Origin of the sequence: Curtobacterium sp. UNCCL20, assembly GCF_900101675.1 — a bacterium.
GTDB lineage: Bacteria > Actinomycetota > Actinomycetes > Actinomycetales > Microbacteriaceae > Curtobacterium.
The window spans coordinates 1,022,717-1,038,529 of sequence record NZ_FNKG01000001.1; the positions used below are offsets into that span (position 1 = coordinate 1,022,717).

At 71.4% G+C, this 15,813-nt stretch carries 19 protein-coding genes; 8 read left to right on the forward strand and 11 right to left on the reverse strand.

Annotation, left to right across the window (positions count from 1 at the left end):
- Positions 1–99 precede the first annotated feature (99 nt).
- Positions 100–1,239, forward strand: coding sequence for an LLM class flavin-dependent oxidoreductase (locus BLT36_RS05095; protein WP_092094339.1), 1,140 nt, complete (start codon positions 100–102; stop codon positions 1,237–1,239).
- 118 nt (positions 1,240–1,357) lie between these two features.
- Here the strand turns inward: BLT36_RS05095 and BLT36_RS05100 are convergent, their stop codons facing one another.
- Entirely contained in the window at positions 1,358–1,756 is a 399-nt protein-coding gene (locus BLT36_RS05100; protein ID WP_092092493.1) for a DMT family transporter, read from the reverse strand.
- Position 1,757: 1 nt separating this feature from the next.
- Positions 1,758–2,072: a DMT family transporter gene (locus tag BLT36_RS05105; protein WP_092092494.1), complete on the reverse strand. Its 315-nt coding sequence runs from the start codon at positions 2,070–2,072 to the stop codon at positions 1,758–1,760.
- An 88-nt stretch (positions 2,073–2,160) separates the two neighbouring features.
- On the opposite strand from BLT36_RS05105, the gene BLT36_RS05110 reads away from it, so the two are divergent.
- The 5 genes from BLT36_RS05110 (at position 2,161) to BLT36_RS05130 (ending at position 7,217) form a co-directional block, all read left to right on the forward strand.
- The gene (locus BLT36_RS05110) at positions 2,161–2,739 is read left to right on the forward strand and encodes a TetR/AcrR family transcriptional regulator (protein ID WP_254787337.1); all 579 of its coding nucleotides are present in this window, start codon (positions 2,161–2,163) and stop codon (positions 2,737–2,739) included.
- A 96-nt stretch (positions 2,740–2,835) separates the two neighbouring features.
- Entirely contained in the window at positions 2,836–3,846 is a 1,011-nt protein-coding gene (locus tag BLT36_RS05115) for a permease (RefSeq protein WP_092092496.1), read from the forward strand.
- Positions 3,833–4,696: a TIGR03943 family putative permease subunit gene (locus BLT36_RS05120; protein ID WP_092092497.1), complete on the forward strand. Its 864-nt coding sequence runs from the start codon at positions 3,833–3,835 to the stop codon at positions 4,694–4,696. The genes BLT36_RS05115 and BLT36_RS05120 overlap by 14 nt, the downstream gene beginning before the upstream one ends.
- On the forward strand, positions 4,686–6,086 hold the full coding sequence (locus BLT36_RS05125) for a lactonase family protein (RefSeq protein ID WP_092092499.1): 1,401 nt from the start codon (positions 4,686–4,688) through the stop codon (positions 6,084–6,086). The genes BLT36_RS05120 and BLT36_RS05125 overlap by 11 nt, the downstream gene beginning before the upstream one ends.
- Before the next feature lie 9 nt (positions 6,087–6,095).
- Positions 6,096–7,217 (forward strand): VanZ family protein, encoded by a 1,122-nt coding sequence (locus BLT36_RS05130; protein ID WP_092092500.1) that lies wholly within the window; start codon positions 6,096–6,098, stop codon positions 7,215–7,217.
- Here the strand turns inward: BLT36_RS05130 and BLT36_RS05135 are convergent.
- The 9 genes from BLT36_RS05135 to BLT36_RS18620 all read right to left on the reverse strand — a co-directional run bounded on the left by BLT36_RS05135 (position 7,214) and on the right by BLT36_RS18620 (position 13,969).
- Positions 7,214–8,173 (reverse strand): helix-turn-helix transcriptional regulator, encoded by a 960-nt coding sequence (locus BLT36_RS05135; RefSeq protein WP_092092502.1) that lies wholly within the window; start codon positions 8,171–8,173, stop codon positions 7,214–7,216. The two genes, BLT36_RS05130 and BLT36_RS05135, sit on opposite strands and share 4 nt — an antisense overlap.
- A 170-nt stretch (positions 8,174–8,343) precedes the next feature.
- Complete coding sequence (locus BLT36_RS05140; protein WP_092092504.1) at positions 8,344–9,390, reverse strand: NAD(P)-dependent alcohol dehydrogenase; 1,047 nt, start codon at positions 9,388–9,390, stop codon at positions 8,344–8,346.
- Between the two features lie 199 nt (positions 9,391–9,589).
- Positions 9,590–9,928 (reverse strand): hypothetical protein, encoded by a 339-nt coding sequence (locus BLT36_RS05145; protein ID WP_092092506.1) that lies wholly within the window; start codon positions 9,926–9,928, stop codon positions 9,590–9,592.
- A 65-nt stretch (positions 9,929–9,993) separates the two neighbouring features.
- Positions 9,994–10,668, reverse strand: a complete 675-nt coding sequence (locus BLT36_RS05150; RefSeq protein ID WP_175529570.1) for a DUF6766 family protein — start codon at positions 10,666–10,668, stop codon at positions 9,994–9,996.
- Between the two features lie 91 nt (positions 10,669–10,759).
- Positions 10,760–11,227 carry a hypothetical protein gene (locus BLT36_RS05155; protein ID WP_092092509.1) on the reverse strand — a complete coding sequence of 156 codons (468 nt, stop codon included), beginning with the start codon at positions 11,225–11,227 and terminating at the stop codon, positions 10,760–10,762.
- A complete protein-coding gene (locus BLT36_RS05160) occupies positions 11,130–11,921 on the reverse strand; it encodes a hypothetical protein (RefSeq protein WP_092092510.1) in 792 nt (263 codons plus the stop codon). The genes BLT36_RS05155 and BLT36_RS05160 overlap by 98 nt, the downstream gene beginning before the upstream one ends.
- 2 nt (positions 11,922–11,923) lie before the next feature.
- On the reverse strand, positions 11,924–13,276 hold the full coding sequence (locus tag BLT36_RS05165; RefSeq protein ID WP_092092511.1) for a glycosyltransferase family 2 protein: 1,353 nt from the start codon (positions 13,274–13,276) through the stop codon (positions 11,924–11,926).
- Positions 13,277–13,292: 16 nt separating this feature from the next.
- Positions 13,293–13,802, reverse strand: a complete 510-nt coding sequence (locus BLT36_RS05170; RefSeq protein ID WP_092092512.1) for a hypothetical protein — start codon at positions 13,800–13,802, stop codon at positions 13,293–13,295.
- Positions 13,799–13,969 (reverse strand): hypothetical protein, encoded by a 171-nt coding sequence (locus BLT36_RS18620; RefSeq protein ID WP_175529495.1) that lies wholly within the window; start codon positions 13,967–13,969, stop codon positions 13,799–13,801. The genes BLT36_RS05170 and BLT36_RS18620 overlap by 4 nt, the downstream gene beginning before the upstream one ends.
- Positions 13,970–14,088: 119 nt before the next feature.
- Between BLT36_RS18620 and wecB the strand changes: the two genes are divergently transcribed.
- Together wecB and BLT36_RS05180 are read left to right on the forward strand one after the other, a co-directional pair.
- Positions 14,089–15,246, forward strand: coding sequence for a non-hydrolyzing UDP-N-acetylglucosamine 2-epimerase (gene wecB / locus BLT36_RS05175; RefSeq protein WP_092092513.1), 1,158 nt, complete (start codon positions 14,089–14,091; stop codon positions 15,244–15,246).
- Positions 15,243–15,785, forward strand: a complete 543-nt coding sequence (locus BLT36_RS05180) for an archaeosortase/exosortase family protein (protein WP_175529496.1) — start codon at positions 15,243–15,245, stop codon at positions 15,783–15,785. The genes wecB and BLT36_RS05180 overlap by 4 nt, the downstream gene beginning before the upstream one ends.
- Positions 15,786–15,813 lie beyond the last annotated feature (28 nt).

The following is a 15,813-nucleotide window of genomic DNA, read 5'->3' on the forward strand; positions in this document are numbered from 1 at the left end:
ACTGGCGGGAATGCCTGCGCCTGCGCTACGTTGTACCCAGCAAGTCGATGCAAACGCATCGAAATGCTCGACAACACAGCTAGCCAGGAGGCGGGCACCATGCAGTTCGGTATCTTCACCGTCAGCGACGTCACGACGGACCCCACGACCGGCACCTCGCCGGACGACACCACACGTGTCCGGGACATCCTGACGATCGCCGAGCACGCCGACCAGGCCGGCCTCGACGTCTTCGCCACCGGCGAGCACCACAACCCGCCGTTCGTCGCGTCCAGCCCGACGACGATGCTCGCGTACCTCGCCGCGAAGACGAAGGACATCACGCTGTCCACGTCGACGACCCTCATCACCACGAACGACCCGGTGCGCATCGCCGAGGAGTACGCGATGCTCCAGGTGATCTCCGACGGCCGGATGGACCTCATGATGGGCCGCGGCAACACCGGCCCGGTCTACCCGTGGTTCGGGCAGGACATCCGCCAGGGCGTCAACCTCGCGATCGAGAACTACGCGCTCGTCCGCCAGCTCTGGGAGAACGACGTCGTGAACTGGCAGGGCAAGTTCCGCACGCCGCTGCAGGGCTTCACCTCGACCCCGCGTCCGCTCGACGGCGTGCCGCCCTTCGTGTGGCACGGCTCGATCCGCACGCCGGAGATCGCCGAGCAGGCCGCGTACTACGGTGACGGCTTCTTCCACAACAACATCTTCTGGCCGATCCAGCACACCGAGCAGATGGTCGGGCTGTACCGCCAGCGGTTCGAGCACTACGGCCACGGTGCGGCGAACCAGGCGATCGTCGGCCTCGGCGGACAGTTCTTCGCGCGGAAGAACTCGCAGGACGCGATCGACGAGTTCCGTCCGTACTTCGACAACGCCCCGGTCTACGGCCACGGGCCGTCGATGGAGGACTTCACGGAGCAGACCCCGCTCACGGTCGGGTCGCCCCAGCAGGTCATCGACCGGTACGCCGCGATGAAGGACCACGTCGGGCACTACCAGCGCCAGCTGTTCCTCATCGACCACGCGGGGCTGCCGCTCAAGACGGTGCTCGAGCAGATCGACATCCTCGCTGAGGACATCGTGCCGGAGCTCCGGAAGATCAACGACGAGGGACGTCCGGCCGACGTGCCGTCCGACCCGCCGTCGCACGCCTCGCGCCTGGCCGCGGCGATGGCCGCCGGCACGGTGGGCAGCGACCACGTCGCCGCCGAGGACGAGTGGACGGGCGCGTCCGTCTGATCGCGCACGTCACCACCTGACGGCCGGGAGGCGCGGTGCCAGCTGGCACCGCGCCTCCCGGCCGTCTCGGCGTGCGTTCTCGGGCCCGCCCTGCGACGGACGTGCCCGAGTCTCGGGTTCAGCGACCGATCTCGCGCGTTGCGGCGCGAGGAGTGTCGCCCAGGCCGAGTCTCGAGCGGCGCCGAAGCGTGTCGGCGGGGCGGGCCGGCGCGAGCTTGAGGCCGACCACGCAGCCGACGATCCCGGCGATGAAGAGCACACGCAGTGCCGTCACCGGTTCGGCCCCCGTCGCCATGCCCCAGAGCACCGTGAGCGCCGCACCGGTACCGGTCCACACCGCGTACGCCGTGCTGATCGGGATGTGCTTCAGGACGTAGCCGAACGCGCCGAGGCTCACGGCGATGGTGATCGCGAAGACGATCGTCGGTCGGAGCTCGGTGAAGCCGTCACTCTCGCCGAGGGCGGTGGCCCAGACGGTCTCGAGCGTGGCGCTGACGAACAGGACGATCCACGCCACGTCAGCTCACCACCTTGAGGCCGACGACGCAGGCGACGAGGCCGAAGACCAGGGCGAGCCGGGCGAACGAGGCCGCCTCCTGCTTCCGGAGGACCGCGACGACGACCGTCAGCGATGCACCGATGCCGACCCACACCGCGTACGCCGTGCCGACCGGGATCTCCCGCATGGCGAGCGCGAGCCCGACCATGCTGAGCGCCATGCCCACGACGAACACGATCGTCGGGACGATCTTCTTGAAACCGTTCGACGCGCCCAGTGCGGTGGCCCACACCGCTTCGAGCACGCCGGACAGGACGAGGATGCCCCACGCCATGACGATGTCCTTCCGTTGCGGTTGTCGTACGACTGTGCGACAACAACGACGGTAGCACGAACTCGTACGACTGTGCGAGTATGAGCGCGTGGCCAGGAGCATCGACCTCGAGGAACGCCGCCGCACGGTGTCGGCGGCAGCGGCGCGGGTCCTCGCCCAGGACGGTCTCGGCGCGTTGAGCGTGCGGAACGTCGCCGCCGCGGCCGGGCTGCCGCCGAGCACCGTGCGCTACGTGTTCCCGACGCAGGCGAGCATGCGCGAGCACACCATCACCGCGGTGTTCGCGCGGACGCGGGCGCGCATCGACGCGCTCCCCGCGGACCTGCCGCCGCGGGAGCGGGTGCACCGCCTCGTGCTCGAGCTCCTGCCGCTCGACGAGGAGCGCGTCATCGAGCTCGACGTCTACCTCGCGCTCGGGAACGCCGCGCTCACCGACGCGGAACTCCGGCCGGCCCTCGACCGGGTCGTCGACGAGATGCGCGAGTGGAGCGAAGGGATCCTGCAGCTGCTCGGCGTCCCCGAGGACGACCGCGAGTACGAGGCGCGCCGGCTGCACGCGCTCATCGACGGCCTCGCGATGCAGATCGTGCGGCTGGCGCCGGGGGAGTCCGGCGACTGGGCGATCGACGTGCTCGACCGCCACCTCGACGAGATCGCGCGGGCCTGACCGACCCGTGGGCCCGTCACCGCCGGGCGTGCCCGTGTTCCCGACACCGCCGGGCGTGCGGCCGAGCCGGCGACGTCCGTCGCCTATCCTTGCCCGGTGACGACGACCACGCCGCCGCAGCGAACACGTGCCGGCACCGGCCCCGGCCTCGTGCTGGCCGCGGTCGTCGTGCTGCTCGGCGTTCGTCTGCTGTCCCCGAGCGTGGGAGCAGCGGGCCTGCCGAACGTCGTGCAGGACTTCCTGACGCTCGCGATCAGCGTGGTCGTCGAGTCCCTGCCGTTCGTGGTCCTCGGCATCGTGCTCTCGATCGTCGTCGAGGTGTGGGTGCCGGTCGGCGCGCTCGAGCGGGTGCTGCCCGAGCGGCCGGTGCCGCGTCGCGCCGTCATCTCGCTGATCGGCATGCTCTTCCCGGTGTGCGAGTGCGGGAACGTGCCGCTCGCCCGCGGCCTCATGATGCGCGGGTTCACCCCGGCCGAGGCGGTCACGTTCCTCGTCGCCGCGCCGATCCTCAACCCCCTCGTGATCATCAGCACAGCGCAGGCGTTCGGCTGGTCCGGCTGGATCCTGCCCGTCCGCATCGTCGGCGGGTTCGTCATCGCGAACCTCGTCGGCTGGATCGTGGCGGCGCACCGACGCCCGGCCGAGCTGCTCCTGCCCGCGTTCGAGGCCCGGTGCCGTGCGGCGGTCGGCGCCCCGCGGGCCCGGAACCGCTGGCGGGAGAGCGCTGCACAGTTCGGCGGGGAGACCGCCACGATGATGCCTGCCCTGTTCGTCGGTGCCGGACTCGCCGCCGCGATCCAGGTCGCCGTGCCCCGCTCCACGCTCGTGGCGATCGGCGCGAACCCGGTGCTCTCGGTCGCCGCGATGATGCTCCTCGCGATGACGGTGTCGCTCTGCTCGAACGTCGACGCCTTCTTCGCGCTGTCCTTCGCGTCGACGTTCCTCCCGGGGTCGATCACGGCGTTCCTCATCATCGGGCCGATCATCGACGTGAAGATGATCGCGCTCCTCCGCACGACCTTCCGCGCACGCTTCCTGGTGCTCCTCGCGGTCGTCTGCGTCCTGTTCGCCGGAACCGTCGGGTTGGTGATGAATGTCCTGGTCTGAGAAGGGACGGTCGTACCTGGGGCTCGGCTCGGTGCTCGCGGTGGCGCTGTGCACGCTGTGGCTCGCCCTCGCCGGGCACCTGGACCTCTACATCAACCCGCGGTACTCGGTCTTCACGATCGTGCTCGCGGCCGTGGCGGTGCCCGCGTCGATCGCCGGCCTGGTGGTCGTCGGTCTCGGCCACGGGCACGCACACGACGGGGAGGGGCGCGGTCCCGCCGACGCCGACGCCGACGCCGACGCCGACGCCGACGCCGACGCTGCCGACGACGAGGTGCGTCGCGAGCGCGAGCACGGGCGGCGGACGGGAGGCGCGGCTCGCCGCACCGGGGCCGCGCTCGGCGGCGCGGCAGCCCTCGTCACGATCGGGATCACCGTGGCCATGCTCGTCCTGCCACCGGCGACGCTGTCGGCCCGCACCGCGCAGCAGCGGAGCGTCGACTCGACGACCCTGTCGGACGCCACGGGCTCCGGCGCCGGGGTGTCGCTCCTCGGTGCGACGTCGGTCGACACGTCGCAGTACGGCGTGAAGGACTGGGCCGCACTCATCCGGCAGACCACCGACACGACGTCCCTCGTGGGCAAGGAGGTGCGGCTCTCCGGCTTCGTCGTGCCGGGGGAGGACGGCTCGTTCACCCTGACGCGGTTCGTGATCAGCTGCTGCGCCGTCGACGCGCAGCCGGTCGGACTCGGCGTCGTCACCGACGGCACCGTCCCGGACGAGGACCAGTGGGTCACCGTCACCGGCAAGCTCGCCGCGAACCCCGACGAGTCCGCCGATGCCCGCATCGTGATCCGGGCCGCCACGGTCCGGAAGATCGCCCAGCCGTCGGATCCGTATGAGTACTGAGCTGCGGCCACGCCCCCGCGACCGGTTCCGGCGACGGCTCGTCGCGACGATCACCGTGTTCGTGGTCGTCGGGGCGCTCGCCGCTGTCGTCGGTTCCCAGCAGGGACCTCGGCTGCGCGACGTCTCCTACGACGCCAGCGGCCTGGTCTCCCGCCCTGCCCAGCGCGTCATCCTCACCGCGAACCAGGCGCTCCAGAAGGTGGACGCCGCCGACGTCAGGGTCACGCCGGCAGCGGCGCACACCGTGACCTCGAGCGGCAACACCATCGCGGTCGAGTTCGCCGGCCCGCTGGCGTACGACCGCGACTACACCGTGTCCGTCTCGGGGGTCCGCGCGCCGGGGCAGCGCGCGACGTCGGAGCTCACCGCCTCGATCCGGACCGGCAGCACCGACGTGCTCGCCCTCGTCCCCGGGTCCGACGGTGGGAAGGACCGCGTCGTCAGGCGCTCGCTCGACGCCGAGGGTGCCGAGACCGTGTACCAGGCGAGCGGGGTGTCGGAGTACGCCCGCCTCGGTCGGTCGCTGGTCGTCGTGAGCGGCACCGACGCCGGATCGTCGGTCGACATCGTGCCGCTCGCCGGCGGCGTGCAGGACCCGGACGCCCCGGTCGAGCACCTCACCCTGCCGACGTCCCGCGGCCGGGTGACCGCGTTGCACGTGGCGGACGACGGTGCCTCGTTCGGGTTCGAGTACGCCGACACGTCGACCGGGCAGGCCCGGAACGTCGGGCTGTACGTCGTCGACATGACCGGCACCCACCTGCCGACCGCGATCGACGCGAGCGGGAAGGCCGTCGTCGGGGCCGAGCCCATGAGCGTCGGCCAGTGGGCGTACGTCCCCCGCACCGAGAGCGCCCTCGTCCGGACCGGCAGCGACGACCTCGTGCTCGTCGACATGAGCGGCCGGACCCCCGCCGTCCGCCTCGGCAGCGCCACGTACCTGCACGGCTTCGTCGGCACCGGCACCACCGCGGTGGTCGAGACGGGCACCGGCATCGTGCGGCTCGACCTGACGGACGGGAAGCGCACCGCGCTGCAGGCACCCGCCGGCAGCACCGACGCCGCCTACCTCGGGCGGATCGCACAGCTGACGGACAGCACCTACCTGCGCGTGGTGGGGGACGTGCGGTCGGACGGGACCATCTCGGCACGGATCGTGCGGGTCGAGGGGAGCCGCGCCTCCAGGCTGCCGGTGTCCCTCCCCGACGACGCGAGCGTGACGGCGGTCTGCCCGTCGCCGAACGGCCAGTTCGTGGCCGTGGCGACGAAGTCGGCGTCGGGCGGACTCGTGAGCATCGTCGACGCGTCCTCCGGGGCGCTCCAGGCGAGCATCGCCGCCGGGTCGGTCGACTGGTGCGGTGCGCTGCCCTCGGGCGACGAGGTCGGGTAGACAGGCCGCATGGGAACCCTCCTGCCCGGCATCATCGCCTTCGCGTTCGGCACCGTGCTCGCCGTCGCCGCCTTCGTGCCGTGGCTCGCCCGCGAGTACCGCCGCTACGGCCGGATCGGGTTCCGCCGCGGACTGCTGGGGTTCGGCACCGTCGTGTACGCCCTGGCGCTGCTCTCCTACACGCTGCTGCCGCTCCCCGACGACACCGCGCGGATGTGCCTGACGGCTGCTGGGCCCCAGACGGTCCCGTTCCGTTTCCTCGAGGACATCGCGAAGGAAGGCGGGATCACCGGCGTCCGCTCGCTGCTCACCAACCCGGCCGTCGCGCAGGTGGTGTTCAACGTCCTGCTCTTCGTCCCGCTCGGAGCCCTGGTCGGCCACCGGTTCGCCCGCCGAGGGGTCGGGGCTGCGATCGCGGCGGGTGTCGTGTCCGGGTTCCTCGTGTCGCTCGCGATCGAGTGCACCCAGCTCACCGGAGACTGGTTCCTCTACCCGTGCGCGTACCGGTTGTTCGACGTCGACGACCTCATCGCGAACACCGGCGGAGCGGTGCTCGGGCTCGCAGCGGCGCCGCTCGTCACCCTGTTCGTGCGGTCAGACGACGCTGCGCGCGCCGGAGTGCCACGGCCGGTGACCGCCGGCCGCCGCTTCCTCGGGATGGTGTCCGACGTCCTGGCGATCTCGCTCACCTCGGGAGCGCTCTCCGTCGGGGTCACCCTGGTGGCAGCGCTGGTCAGCGGTGGCGACGTTCCTGACGACGGCGGTGTGGTGGACGCGGCGACCGCCGTCCTGTTCGTCGCCCCCGCAGCGCAGCTCGTGATCGTGCTGGTCACCGGCCGGACGCTCGGGGACCACGTCGTGCGGATCGCTCCGGTCGGTCGGCCCGGTGCCGGACGACGGCTCGTGCGCTGGGCACTCGGCTCCGGTGGCTGGGGAGTGGCGACTGCGGTGACGTTCCCGCTGGCGGGTCTCCTCGCGGCCTTCCTGGCGGTGGCCGGTCTGATCGGGATGTGGACGACGCGAGGACACCGCGGTTTCCCGAGCGCCGTGGCTGGCATCGACGTGCAGGACGACCGGGTCGACGACGGCGTGGCTGCCCCGTCGGAGGCCCCGACCGAGCCGGTCGGTTAGCGCCGCAGCGTCTGCTTCGGGTACTCGCCGAACCGGTGCAGGTACTCGCCCGAGAACCGTCCCATGTGGGTGAAGCCCCACCGAGACGCGACCTCGGCGACCGAGACCGACCCGGGCTCACCACGGCGGAGGTCCTCGTGGGCGCGGCGCAGCCGGACCTCGCGGAGGTACTGCATCGGCGACCGGTCGAGGGTGCGCTGGAACGCCTCCTGCAGCCCGCGGACGCTGAGGTCCGCCGCCCGGGCGACGTCCGACACGGTCAGCGGCTCGTGTGCGTGCGCGTGGATGTGCTCCACCGCGGCCCGGACGCGGGCGTTCCGGTGCTCGCCCCAGCCGAGCGGGGCCTGTTCGGCGCGGAAGCGGTACATGCCGAGCAGGGCGCGGGTGACCTCACGCTGCGACTCGTGCCAGGCGAGCGAGTCCTCGCCCTCGGAGCGGAGCGCCCGGACGGAACCGGCGACGGCGCTGCGCCACCGCTCGACGGACGCCTGGGTCGGTGGCGTGAACCGGTCGAAGGCGACCGCGCCGTCGACGAGGTACTGCTCGGCGGCGACGTCGAGCACGAGGTCGCGGTCGAGGTGCACGAGCCGCTGGTCCCAGTCGCGGTACTCCATCTCGAAGCGCTGCTCGATGGGGAACAGCGTCGGGACGCCGGGCTGCATGCGCACCTCGTCCCGGCCGACGTCGATGCTGGCGCTCCCGGAGTCGATCCACTGGACGACGACCTCGCCCTCGACGGCGACGTCGCCCCTGAGCGAGCCGTGCATCTGGGAGCGTCGGATGCTCATCTGCTCGTCACCGATGCCGACGTAGCGGTACCAGTACTCCTCGTCGACGCGGCCCGAGTGCCAGGCGCGGCCCGCGTACATGCCGGCGAGGTCCTCGATGGCCTTGCTGGTGTCGGTGCCGGACACGGAAACGAGGGACCGGGGTCCCTCGGCAGCCGTGTTGCTCATGCACCAAGCCTCGCGCGTCCGTGCCGGATGTGTCCGACCGCTGCGCGTCCCGGACGACGGCGTCGCGTTTTGGGGACAGGCTCTGGTCGGTGGGTGGACGGACTGGAGGCGCGGTGCCAGCTGACGCCGCGCCTCCAGTCCGTTGCTGGTCGCGTCGAGGACGCGAGCCCTTACGCCAGGGTCGCCGCGTCGATCACGAAGCGGTACCGGACGTCCGAGGAGAGGACGCGCTCGTAGGCCTCGTTGATGCGGTCGGCGCTGATGAGCTCGGTCTCCGGCAGGATGCCGTGCTCCGCGCAGAAGTCGAGCATCTCCTGGGTCTCGCGGATGCCGCCGATGGCCGATCCAGCCCAGCTGCGGCGGCCGGGGATGAGTGCGAAGGCCGGGACCTCGAGCGGCTCGGACGGTGCACCGACGTTGACGAGCGTGCCGTCGACCTTGAGCAGGTTCAGGTAGGCGCCCATCGGGATCTTCGCCGAGACGGTGTTGATGATCAGGTCGAAGGAGTTCGCCAGCTTCTCGAACGTCTCCGGGTCCTTCGTCGCGTGGTGGGCCGTCGCGCCGTACCGGAGCGAGTCCTCCTGCTTCGAGGTGGTCTGCGACAGGACGGTGACGTCCGCACCGAGTGCGACCGCGATCTTGACGGCCATGTGGCCGAGGCCGCCCATGCCGACGACCGCGACCTTCGTGCCGGGGCCGGCCTTCCAGTGGTGGAGCGGCGAGTAGGTCGTGATGCCGGCGCACAGGAGCGGGGCGACCTTCTCGATGTCGAGCGACTCCGGCACGCGGAGGACGAAGTCCTCGTCGACGACGACAGCCTGCGAGTAGCCGCCCTGCGTGATCGAGCCGTCGGCGGGGTCGACGCTCGCGTAGGTGCCGGTGTTGCCCTTCAGGCAGTACTGCTCCTGGCCGGCGAGGCACTGCTCGCACTCACCGCAGGAGTTCACCATGCAGCCGACGCCGACACGGTCGCCCACCCGGTGCTTGGTGACGGCGTCGCCGACGGCCGAGACGTGGCCGACGATCTCGTGCCCGACGACCTGCGGGTACTGGATCTCGCCCCACTCGCCGCGGACGGTGTGGATGTCGGAGTGGCAGATGCCGGCGTAGGCGATGTCGATCTCGACGTCGTTCGGGCCGAGGTCACGACGCGTGATGGTGGTCTTGACGAGCGGCTCGGTCGCCGACGGTGCGGCGTACGCGTTGACGGTGCGCAATGGTCTCCTCATGGGGTTGACGGTGGGCCGGACACGGCCCGTGCTCCAGTGTGGTGGAGCGCGCCACCCGGTGGGAGGTTCCGTTGGGGTACCCCTGTCCGGGAATCGCGCGGGTGCGGGAGCGCTGGGCGGCGGCTGCGGCGCGGCGCGGCGCGGCACGGCACGGCGGGGCGCGCCGCGGCGGGGCGCGGGGCTTCGGCTACGCGCGTTCGGAGCCGGCGGCGTCCGTCAGGTCGGACCGGGTGTCGGCGTGGATCGGCTCGGCGTGACCGAAGGTCTTCGCGGCGGCGCGGAGCCGTGCGACGAACTCCTCCTGCTCCACCTCGAGGTCGTCCTCGTCGGTGTCCTCGACCACGATCTCGCTCGACGGGCCGATCAGGATCTTGGTGGTCGTCATCGTGCCGTCCTCGGCAACGGCCGGCACGGCGACGGTGTCCGCGCGGTCCCCACCCGCGAGCGCCGCCGCGTACTCGATCACCGCGTCGGCGACGTCGTCGCTCGTCAGGATCGTCGAACCGTCGTACTGGATGTGCTTCACGTCGGTCTCCTCTCGACCACCAGTGAACCGTCGCGCGGAGGCGGGACATTCAGGGTCCTCGCGCGTCAGCCCTCCGCGCCGGTGTCGTCGTGCCGGGCACCGACCGGTTTCGACTCGGGGGAGCCGCGCTCCCGGAGGTACACCGACAGCACCGCCATGCTCCCGACCGCCAGGAACTCCGACTGCCAGTTCTGCAGGGTCCGGTTCCAGAAGTCCGACCCGAACAGGTACTGGCCCCAGGTGAGCGGGGCCTCGAGCGATGCCAGCTGCTCCTCGTTGAACGCCACCACGCCGGCGACCGATTGCGCCAGCCACGACAGCAGGAAGATCGTGCCCATCACGATGAGGAGCGAGTGCGAGAAGACGGCACGGCGGGGACCCCGTGCACGCGCCCAGGACGGCGCGCCTGGGCCGGCGAAGCCGCCGACCTCCTGGTCGCGGTCCGACTCCGTGCCGACCTGGCCGGACTCCTTCGATTCCGGAGAGCCCCGCTGCACGAACCACACCGTCGCCCAGATGTAGAGCAGGAACTGCAGGTACTCGGACTGCCAGTTCTCCGCGACGTCGGCCGCGAAGCTCGAGCTCGTCACGTACTCGCCGTACCCGATCGTCGCGAGCCCTTCGGAGACCTGGGTGTCGTTGAACGAGGCCCAGCCGGCGAAGGACTGCCCGACGAGTGCAGCGAGGAAGATCGCGCCGAAGAAGAGACTGAGGGAGTTCTGCCGGACGAACATGCGCACCTCGCTCACCGCCCCAGGAAGCCGAGGGTGAAGAAGTACGCGAGGCCGGCGGCGATGAGCACGAGGTAGCCGATGAAGACCTTCCGCATCGTCAGCTCCCGTCCAGTGCGCAGGTGAACGGTGCATCCGTCCTCGGCGAGCAGCCGGCGGCGCGGACGAGCCAGGTGTCGCCGGAGCGGGCGAGGAACACCGTGTCCGGACCGTCCTCGATGATCGCGGCGCGGCCGTAGACCCGCGCGCTGCCGGTGCCGGTGCCGTGGCCGTGGCCGTTGCCAGCATCGGCGTCGGCGTCGCCTCCGGTGCTGGCGCGCTCGTCGGTCAGGCCGAGCCGGAGGACACCCCGCTCGCAGCTCGTGCGGGTCGCCGTCTCGACCGCGTCCCGGGCATCCCGGACGAGCAGTGCGCACGCGCGTGATCCGTCCCCGTCGGCGACGGCCTGGAGGAACCGCGCGGCGGTGTCCTCAGCGCCCGCGCGAGCGCTGCCACCGGCACTGCAGCCCGTCAGCGCCAGGCCGACGATCGCAGCCGCCGTCAGGGGGAGCCAGGGTCGGTACCGCATGTGCCGTTCCTACGCTGCTGCTGCTGCTCGCCGGATCAGGACGTCGTGACCTCGGCAGGGCGAGGGCTGCACGCCCGGTGGCGACGACCGCGCCGACGACGAGGATGCTGCCGTTGAGGACGTCACCGCGCCACTCGTGGATCGGCGCGGTGACGACGATGCCGACGACACCGGCCGCGGCAGCACCGATGTGCAGCAGCTCGACGGAGCCGGTCCACCGTGCGGACACTGAACCGGTCGTCCCCGGCACCGTGCCGCGACGGCGCGAGCCGGTCAGGACGTCGCACAGGAGGAGCAGGGTGCTCCCGACGAGCGCGGCGACCGCCGCGAACGCGGTACCCCAGCCGAGCTCGTACACGCCCGACACGCGCCACCACACCGCTCCGCCGGCGAGCAGGACCACCCAGGCGGCGATCGTGGTGCGTTCGACCAGGAGGGGGCCGCCGGCGCCGGTGCGGAGCAGGAACCACCGGAGCACGAGCAGTCGGAGCGCGACGAGGAACCCCCCCCCGACCACGACGGCGGCGAGGAGGGCGACGAGGGGCGGGTCGATGACGCTCGTGCGACCGGTGACCCACAGGATGCCGGCCACGGACGTCGAGGTGACGAGGTCGAGTGCGGCGACTGCCAGCCCGACGCAGGCGCCCGTGGCCGTGCGCATCGCGGTGCGCGTGCCCGTTCGGGTCCGCTGCATGCTCACACCTCGACGGCGGTGGCGCCGGCGACGTGTGCCTCGGCGTTGCGTCGGGTCTTCGCCCACCCGGTCTTCCCGGTCAGGATGCGCCAGAAGGCGCGGAATATGCAGATGTACATGTAGTAGACGTACAACCACGAGCCGAAGCCCCAGGCGACGCCGGTCCAGAACGGTGCGGATGGTTCGCATCGCTTCCGGTAGATCGGACCCCACATCGCGAACGGTGCGATCGAGAACGTGACGACCAGGGCGAGCAGGCCGGCGAACGCGGCCGGTTCGCCGATCAGGGTCGCAGGGTCCGAGACGCCCGAGACGATCCGGAACGCGGCGAGCCCGACGACCGACGCGGCACCGATGACCTGCAGGAACGGGAGCACGAGGTAGTAGCAGATCTCGATGAGCCCCGCGGCGTCGAAGTTCGGGGAGCGAACGATGTCCCCGATGTACTTGACGCACTGGATGTTGCCCTGGGCCCATCGGGTGCGTTGGGTGATGAGGCGGCGGATGTCCGGGAGCGCTTCCTGCGAGACGTGGGTTTCGTAGACGTGGCGGTTCTCGTACCCGGCGAGCAGGACGTGCAGGCCGAGCTCGTAGTCCTCGAGCAGGGCGCCGTGCCAGGGCTCGCCGTACTGCTGCGCGATCGCGTCGAGGACGGACAGGCGGGTGAACTGGCCGTTGCCGCCGAGGCCGACGGTGCCGGTCTTGGTGCGGAGGGACTGCATCGCCGCGATGACGGTGCGGAACTCGAGGTCCTGCATGCGCAGCAGGTACGACCCGAACCGGTTCACCATCCGGCCTCGGCCGGGGTAGGGGGTCTTGTCGCCGCGGTTCTTCATCCACACGGCGGTCTGCGCGGCGCCGACCCGGGGGTCGCCGAAGACGGTCGCGGAGGAGACGATCTCGAGGGCGTTCGGTGCCATCTCCCCGTCGGCGTCGACGACCCCGACGATGATGCGGGAGCGGTCGGCGTCCGTCGGGAGCCAGGCGTTCAGCTGGGCGTAGGCGGCGTTGAGGGCGTCGCCCTTGCCGGTGCGGGCCTGTGGGCGGCGGCGTTGGACGACGTGCACGTGGTCGTCGGTGTCAGCGAACCGGTTCGCGATGGACGAGGTGTCGTCGTCGCTGTCGTCGTCGATCACCCAGACATGGGCGTGGGGGAAGTCGGTGCGGGCACGGGAGATTGTCTCTGCGATGACCACTTCCTCGTCGCGGCACGGGATGAAGTAGTGCCACGCGAAGTCCTCCACGACACCCGGCTGCGTGGGCTTGTGGCGGATGAACGGGATCAGGATGAAGACGACGTAGGCGATGAAGAGCACGGCCAGCAGCGTCGAGAGCGCGTTGAGCAGGGGAAGCATCGTCGTTCCGTCTCGGTCAGTCGGTGACGAGCGGCTGCACGAGGAGGTGCAGCCCGCGCCGGAGGAGGGTCTCGAAGGCTGCCGTCGCGCCACGCTGGTCGGCGCGGGCCATCGCGGTGACGGTCCGGGCGAGGCGGTCCGTCGTCAGGTGCACCCGCCGCGCTGCTACCAGGCGGGGGCTGGTGAGGACACGGAGCCGCGCGAGTGCCGCGCTGGCCGTCGGGTCGTCGCCGATGACCGCTGCGCAGGCGTCGAGCAGCGCCGTGACGGGGTCACCCTCCACCGGGGCGGATCCGACCATCGGGGATGCGGCCCGACGGATCCGCTCGACGCATGCGGCCTCGACCACGAGCGCTGACGCGATGACGCGCATGTCGGTCGCGGCGAGGTCGCGGACGAGTGCGCTCGGAACGGTCGGTGAACCGTCTGTGGCGCCGGCGAGCGACGTCCCGCCACGACCTGCCGACCGCTGCAGCCCGGCCGGCAGCCGCAGTCGCGCCGGACGCTCGAGCAGCGCGGCGGTCACTCGCGTTCCCGGAGGACGCGCGCCCGAATCGCGAGCAGGATGCCGAGTGCCAGGGCCCCTGCGGTGATGACCAGGGGGAGGACGAGCGAGCCCGTCCCGGTGTACGCGAGGACCGCACTGCCACCTCCGCCGACCATCGGCCCGATGCCGCTGTTGGCTCCGTACATGCCGCTTCTCCCTTCCGAGTCGTCGTTGCGCCACGAGTTGATATTCACAGTGTCACATGCTTAGAGTACTGCTTACAAGAGGTAAACATCTGACATTCAATGTCACCGACAGGAGCGACATGGAGAACCGACCACAGTCCGTCCGGGACGTTGCAGTGGTGCTCGGCACCCGTCCGGAGATCATCAAGCTCGCCCCGGTCGTCGCTGCCCTCGGCGACCGCGCCCGCCTGGTCCACACGGGTCAGCACTACGACCGGGAGCTCTCCGGACAGTTCCTCGCCGCCCTCGGGATGCCCGAGCCGGACGAGGTCCTCGAAGGCGTCGGCGGTGCCGCCCGCGGGCAGCAGATCGCGACCGCGCTGCAGGCACTCACCGAGTCGTTCGAACGCGACCGACCCGCCGTCGTGATCGTGCAGGGCGACACGAACGCCGTGTCCGCAGGAGCGCAGGCGGCCAACTACCTCGGGATCCCCGTGGTCCACGTCGAAGCCGGGCTGCGGTCGTACGACCGCTCGATGCCCGAGGAGCTCAACCGCATCGTGACCGGTGCCCTCGCGGACGTCCACTGCGCAGCGACCGTCACGAACGCGGAGAACCTCGTGCGCGAAGGGGTGCCGGCGGACCGCATCGTCGTGACCGGCAACACGATAGTCGAGGCCACCCGGGCATCGCTCCGCACCGCGGACGGGTTCGCTGCTCCGGCCCGCGCGGTGCCGAACGGCCCGTACGTCGTCGCCACGATCCACCGCCCCGAGAACACCGACACCCGCGAGGCGCTCGTCCGCGTCCTCGACGGCCTCCGAGCGATCGACGCGCCCGTGCTCTTCCTGATGCACCCCCGCACCCGAGCAGCCGTCGAGCGGTTCGGTCTGCAGGAGTCGCTCGCGGGCGTCGAGGTGCTCCCGTCGCCGGGGCACGCAGAGTTCCTCGCACTCGCCCGTGACGCGGCGCTGCTGGTCTCCGACTCGGGTGGGGCGCAGGAGGAGTGCACCGTCCTGCAGACCCCGCTGCTGGTGGTCCGCCGATCGACCGAGCGCCCGGAGTCGCTCGCGTCCGGCCACGCGCGGCTCGTGACCCCCGACCTCGACCTCGCCGCGCTCGCGAACGCCGAGCTCGCCGACCCGAGCCGACTGTCCGACCGGCCGTCACCGTACGGCGACGGCCGAGCCTCCGAACGCATCGCGGCCATCGCCCTGGCGATCGCGGACGGTGCTCCGCCTGCCGTCGCAGCGTCCGTCGCCGGCACGGACCGTCCCGGTCGATCGGGGTCCGAGTGACCACCGTCTCCCGCACGCTGCCCCTCGGCGCCCGCGCGCGGTTCAGCGTCGCGCGTTGCGTCACCGCGCTCGTCCTCGTCGTGGCGGCGATCGCCGCGGTCCTCGGCAACGAGGGCTACCGCGGGTTCGAAGCGGCCGGAGCGGGCCTCGCGCTGCGGCTCGTGCCCGACGTCGCGACCGCCTGGTCCGGCACGGTCTTCACGACCCTGCGGCACGGTTCGGCAGTCGGGTTCCAGATCACCCCCGAGTGCACCGCGCTCGTCCTGCTCGTCCCACTGGTCCTGCTCGCGGCGGCGTTGGTGCTGACCACCCGTGCCGCGTGCTGGCGGATCCTCGCCGCGGTCGCCGCGATGTGGGCGGTCGTGACGCTCGTGAACGAGTTCCGGCTCGCCGTCATCGGCTTCACCACCCTGCACTGGGGCATCGACCCCGGCTACCAGATCGGGCACGCGTTCGTCGGTTCGGTCATCGGCATCGTCGGGTTCGTCGCCGGACTGGCGGTCCTCCTCGGCGTCGCAGTCCGCAAGCGCACGGTCTGACGCACCCCGCGCCACGGCGCGTCCCTTC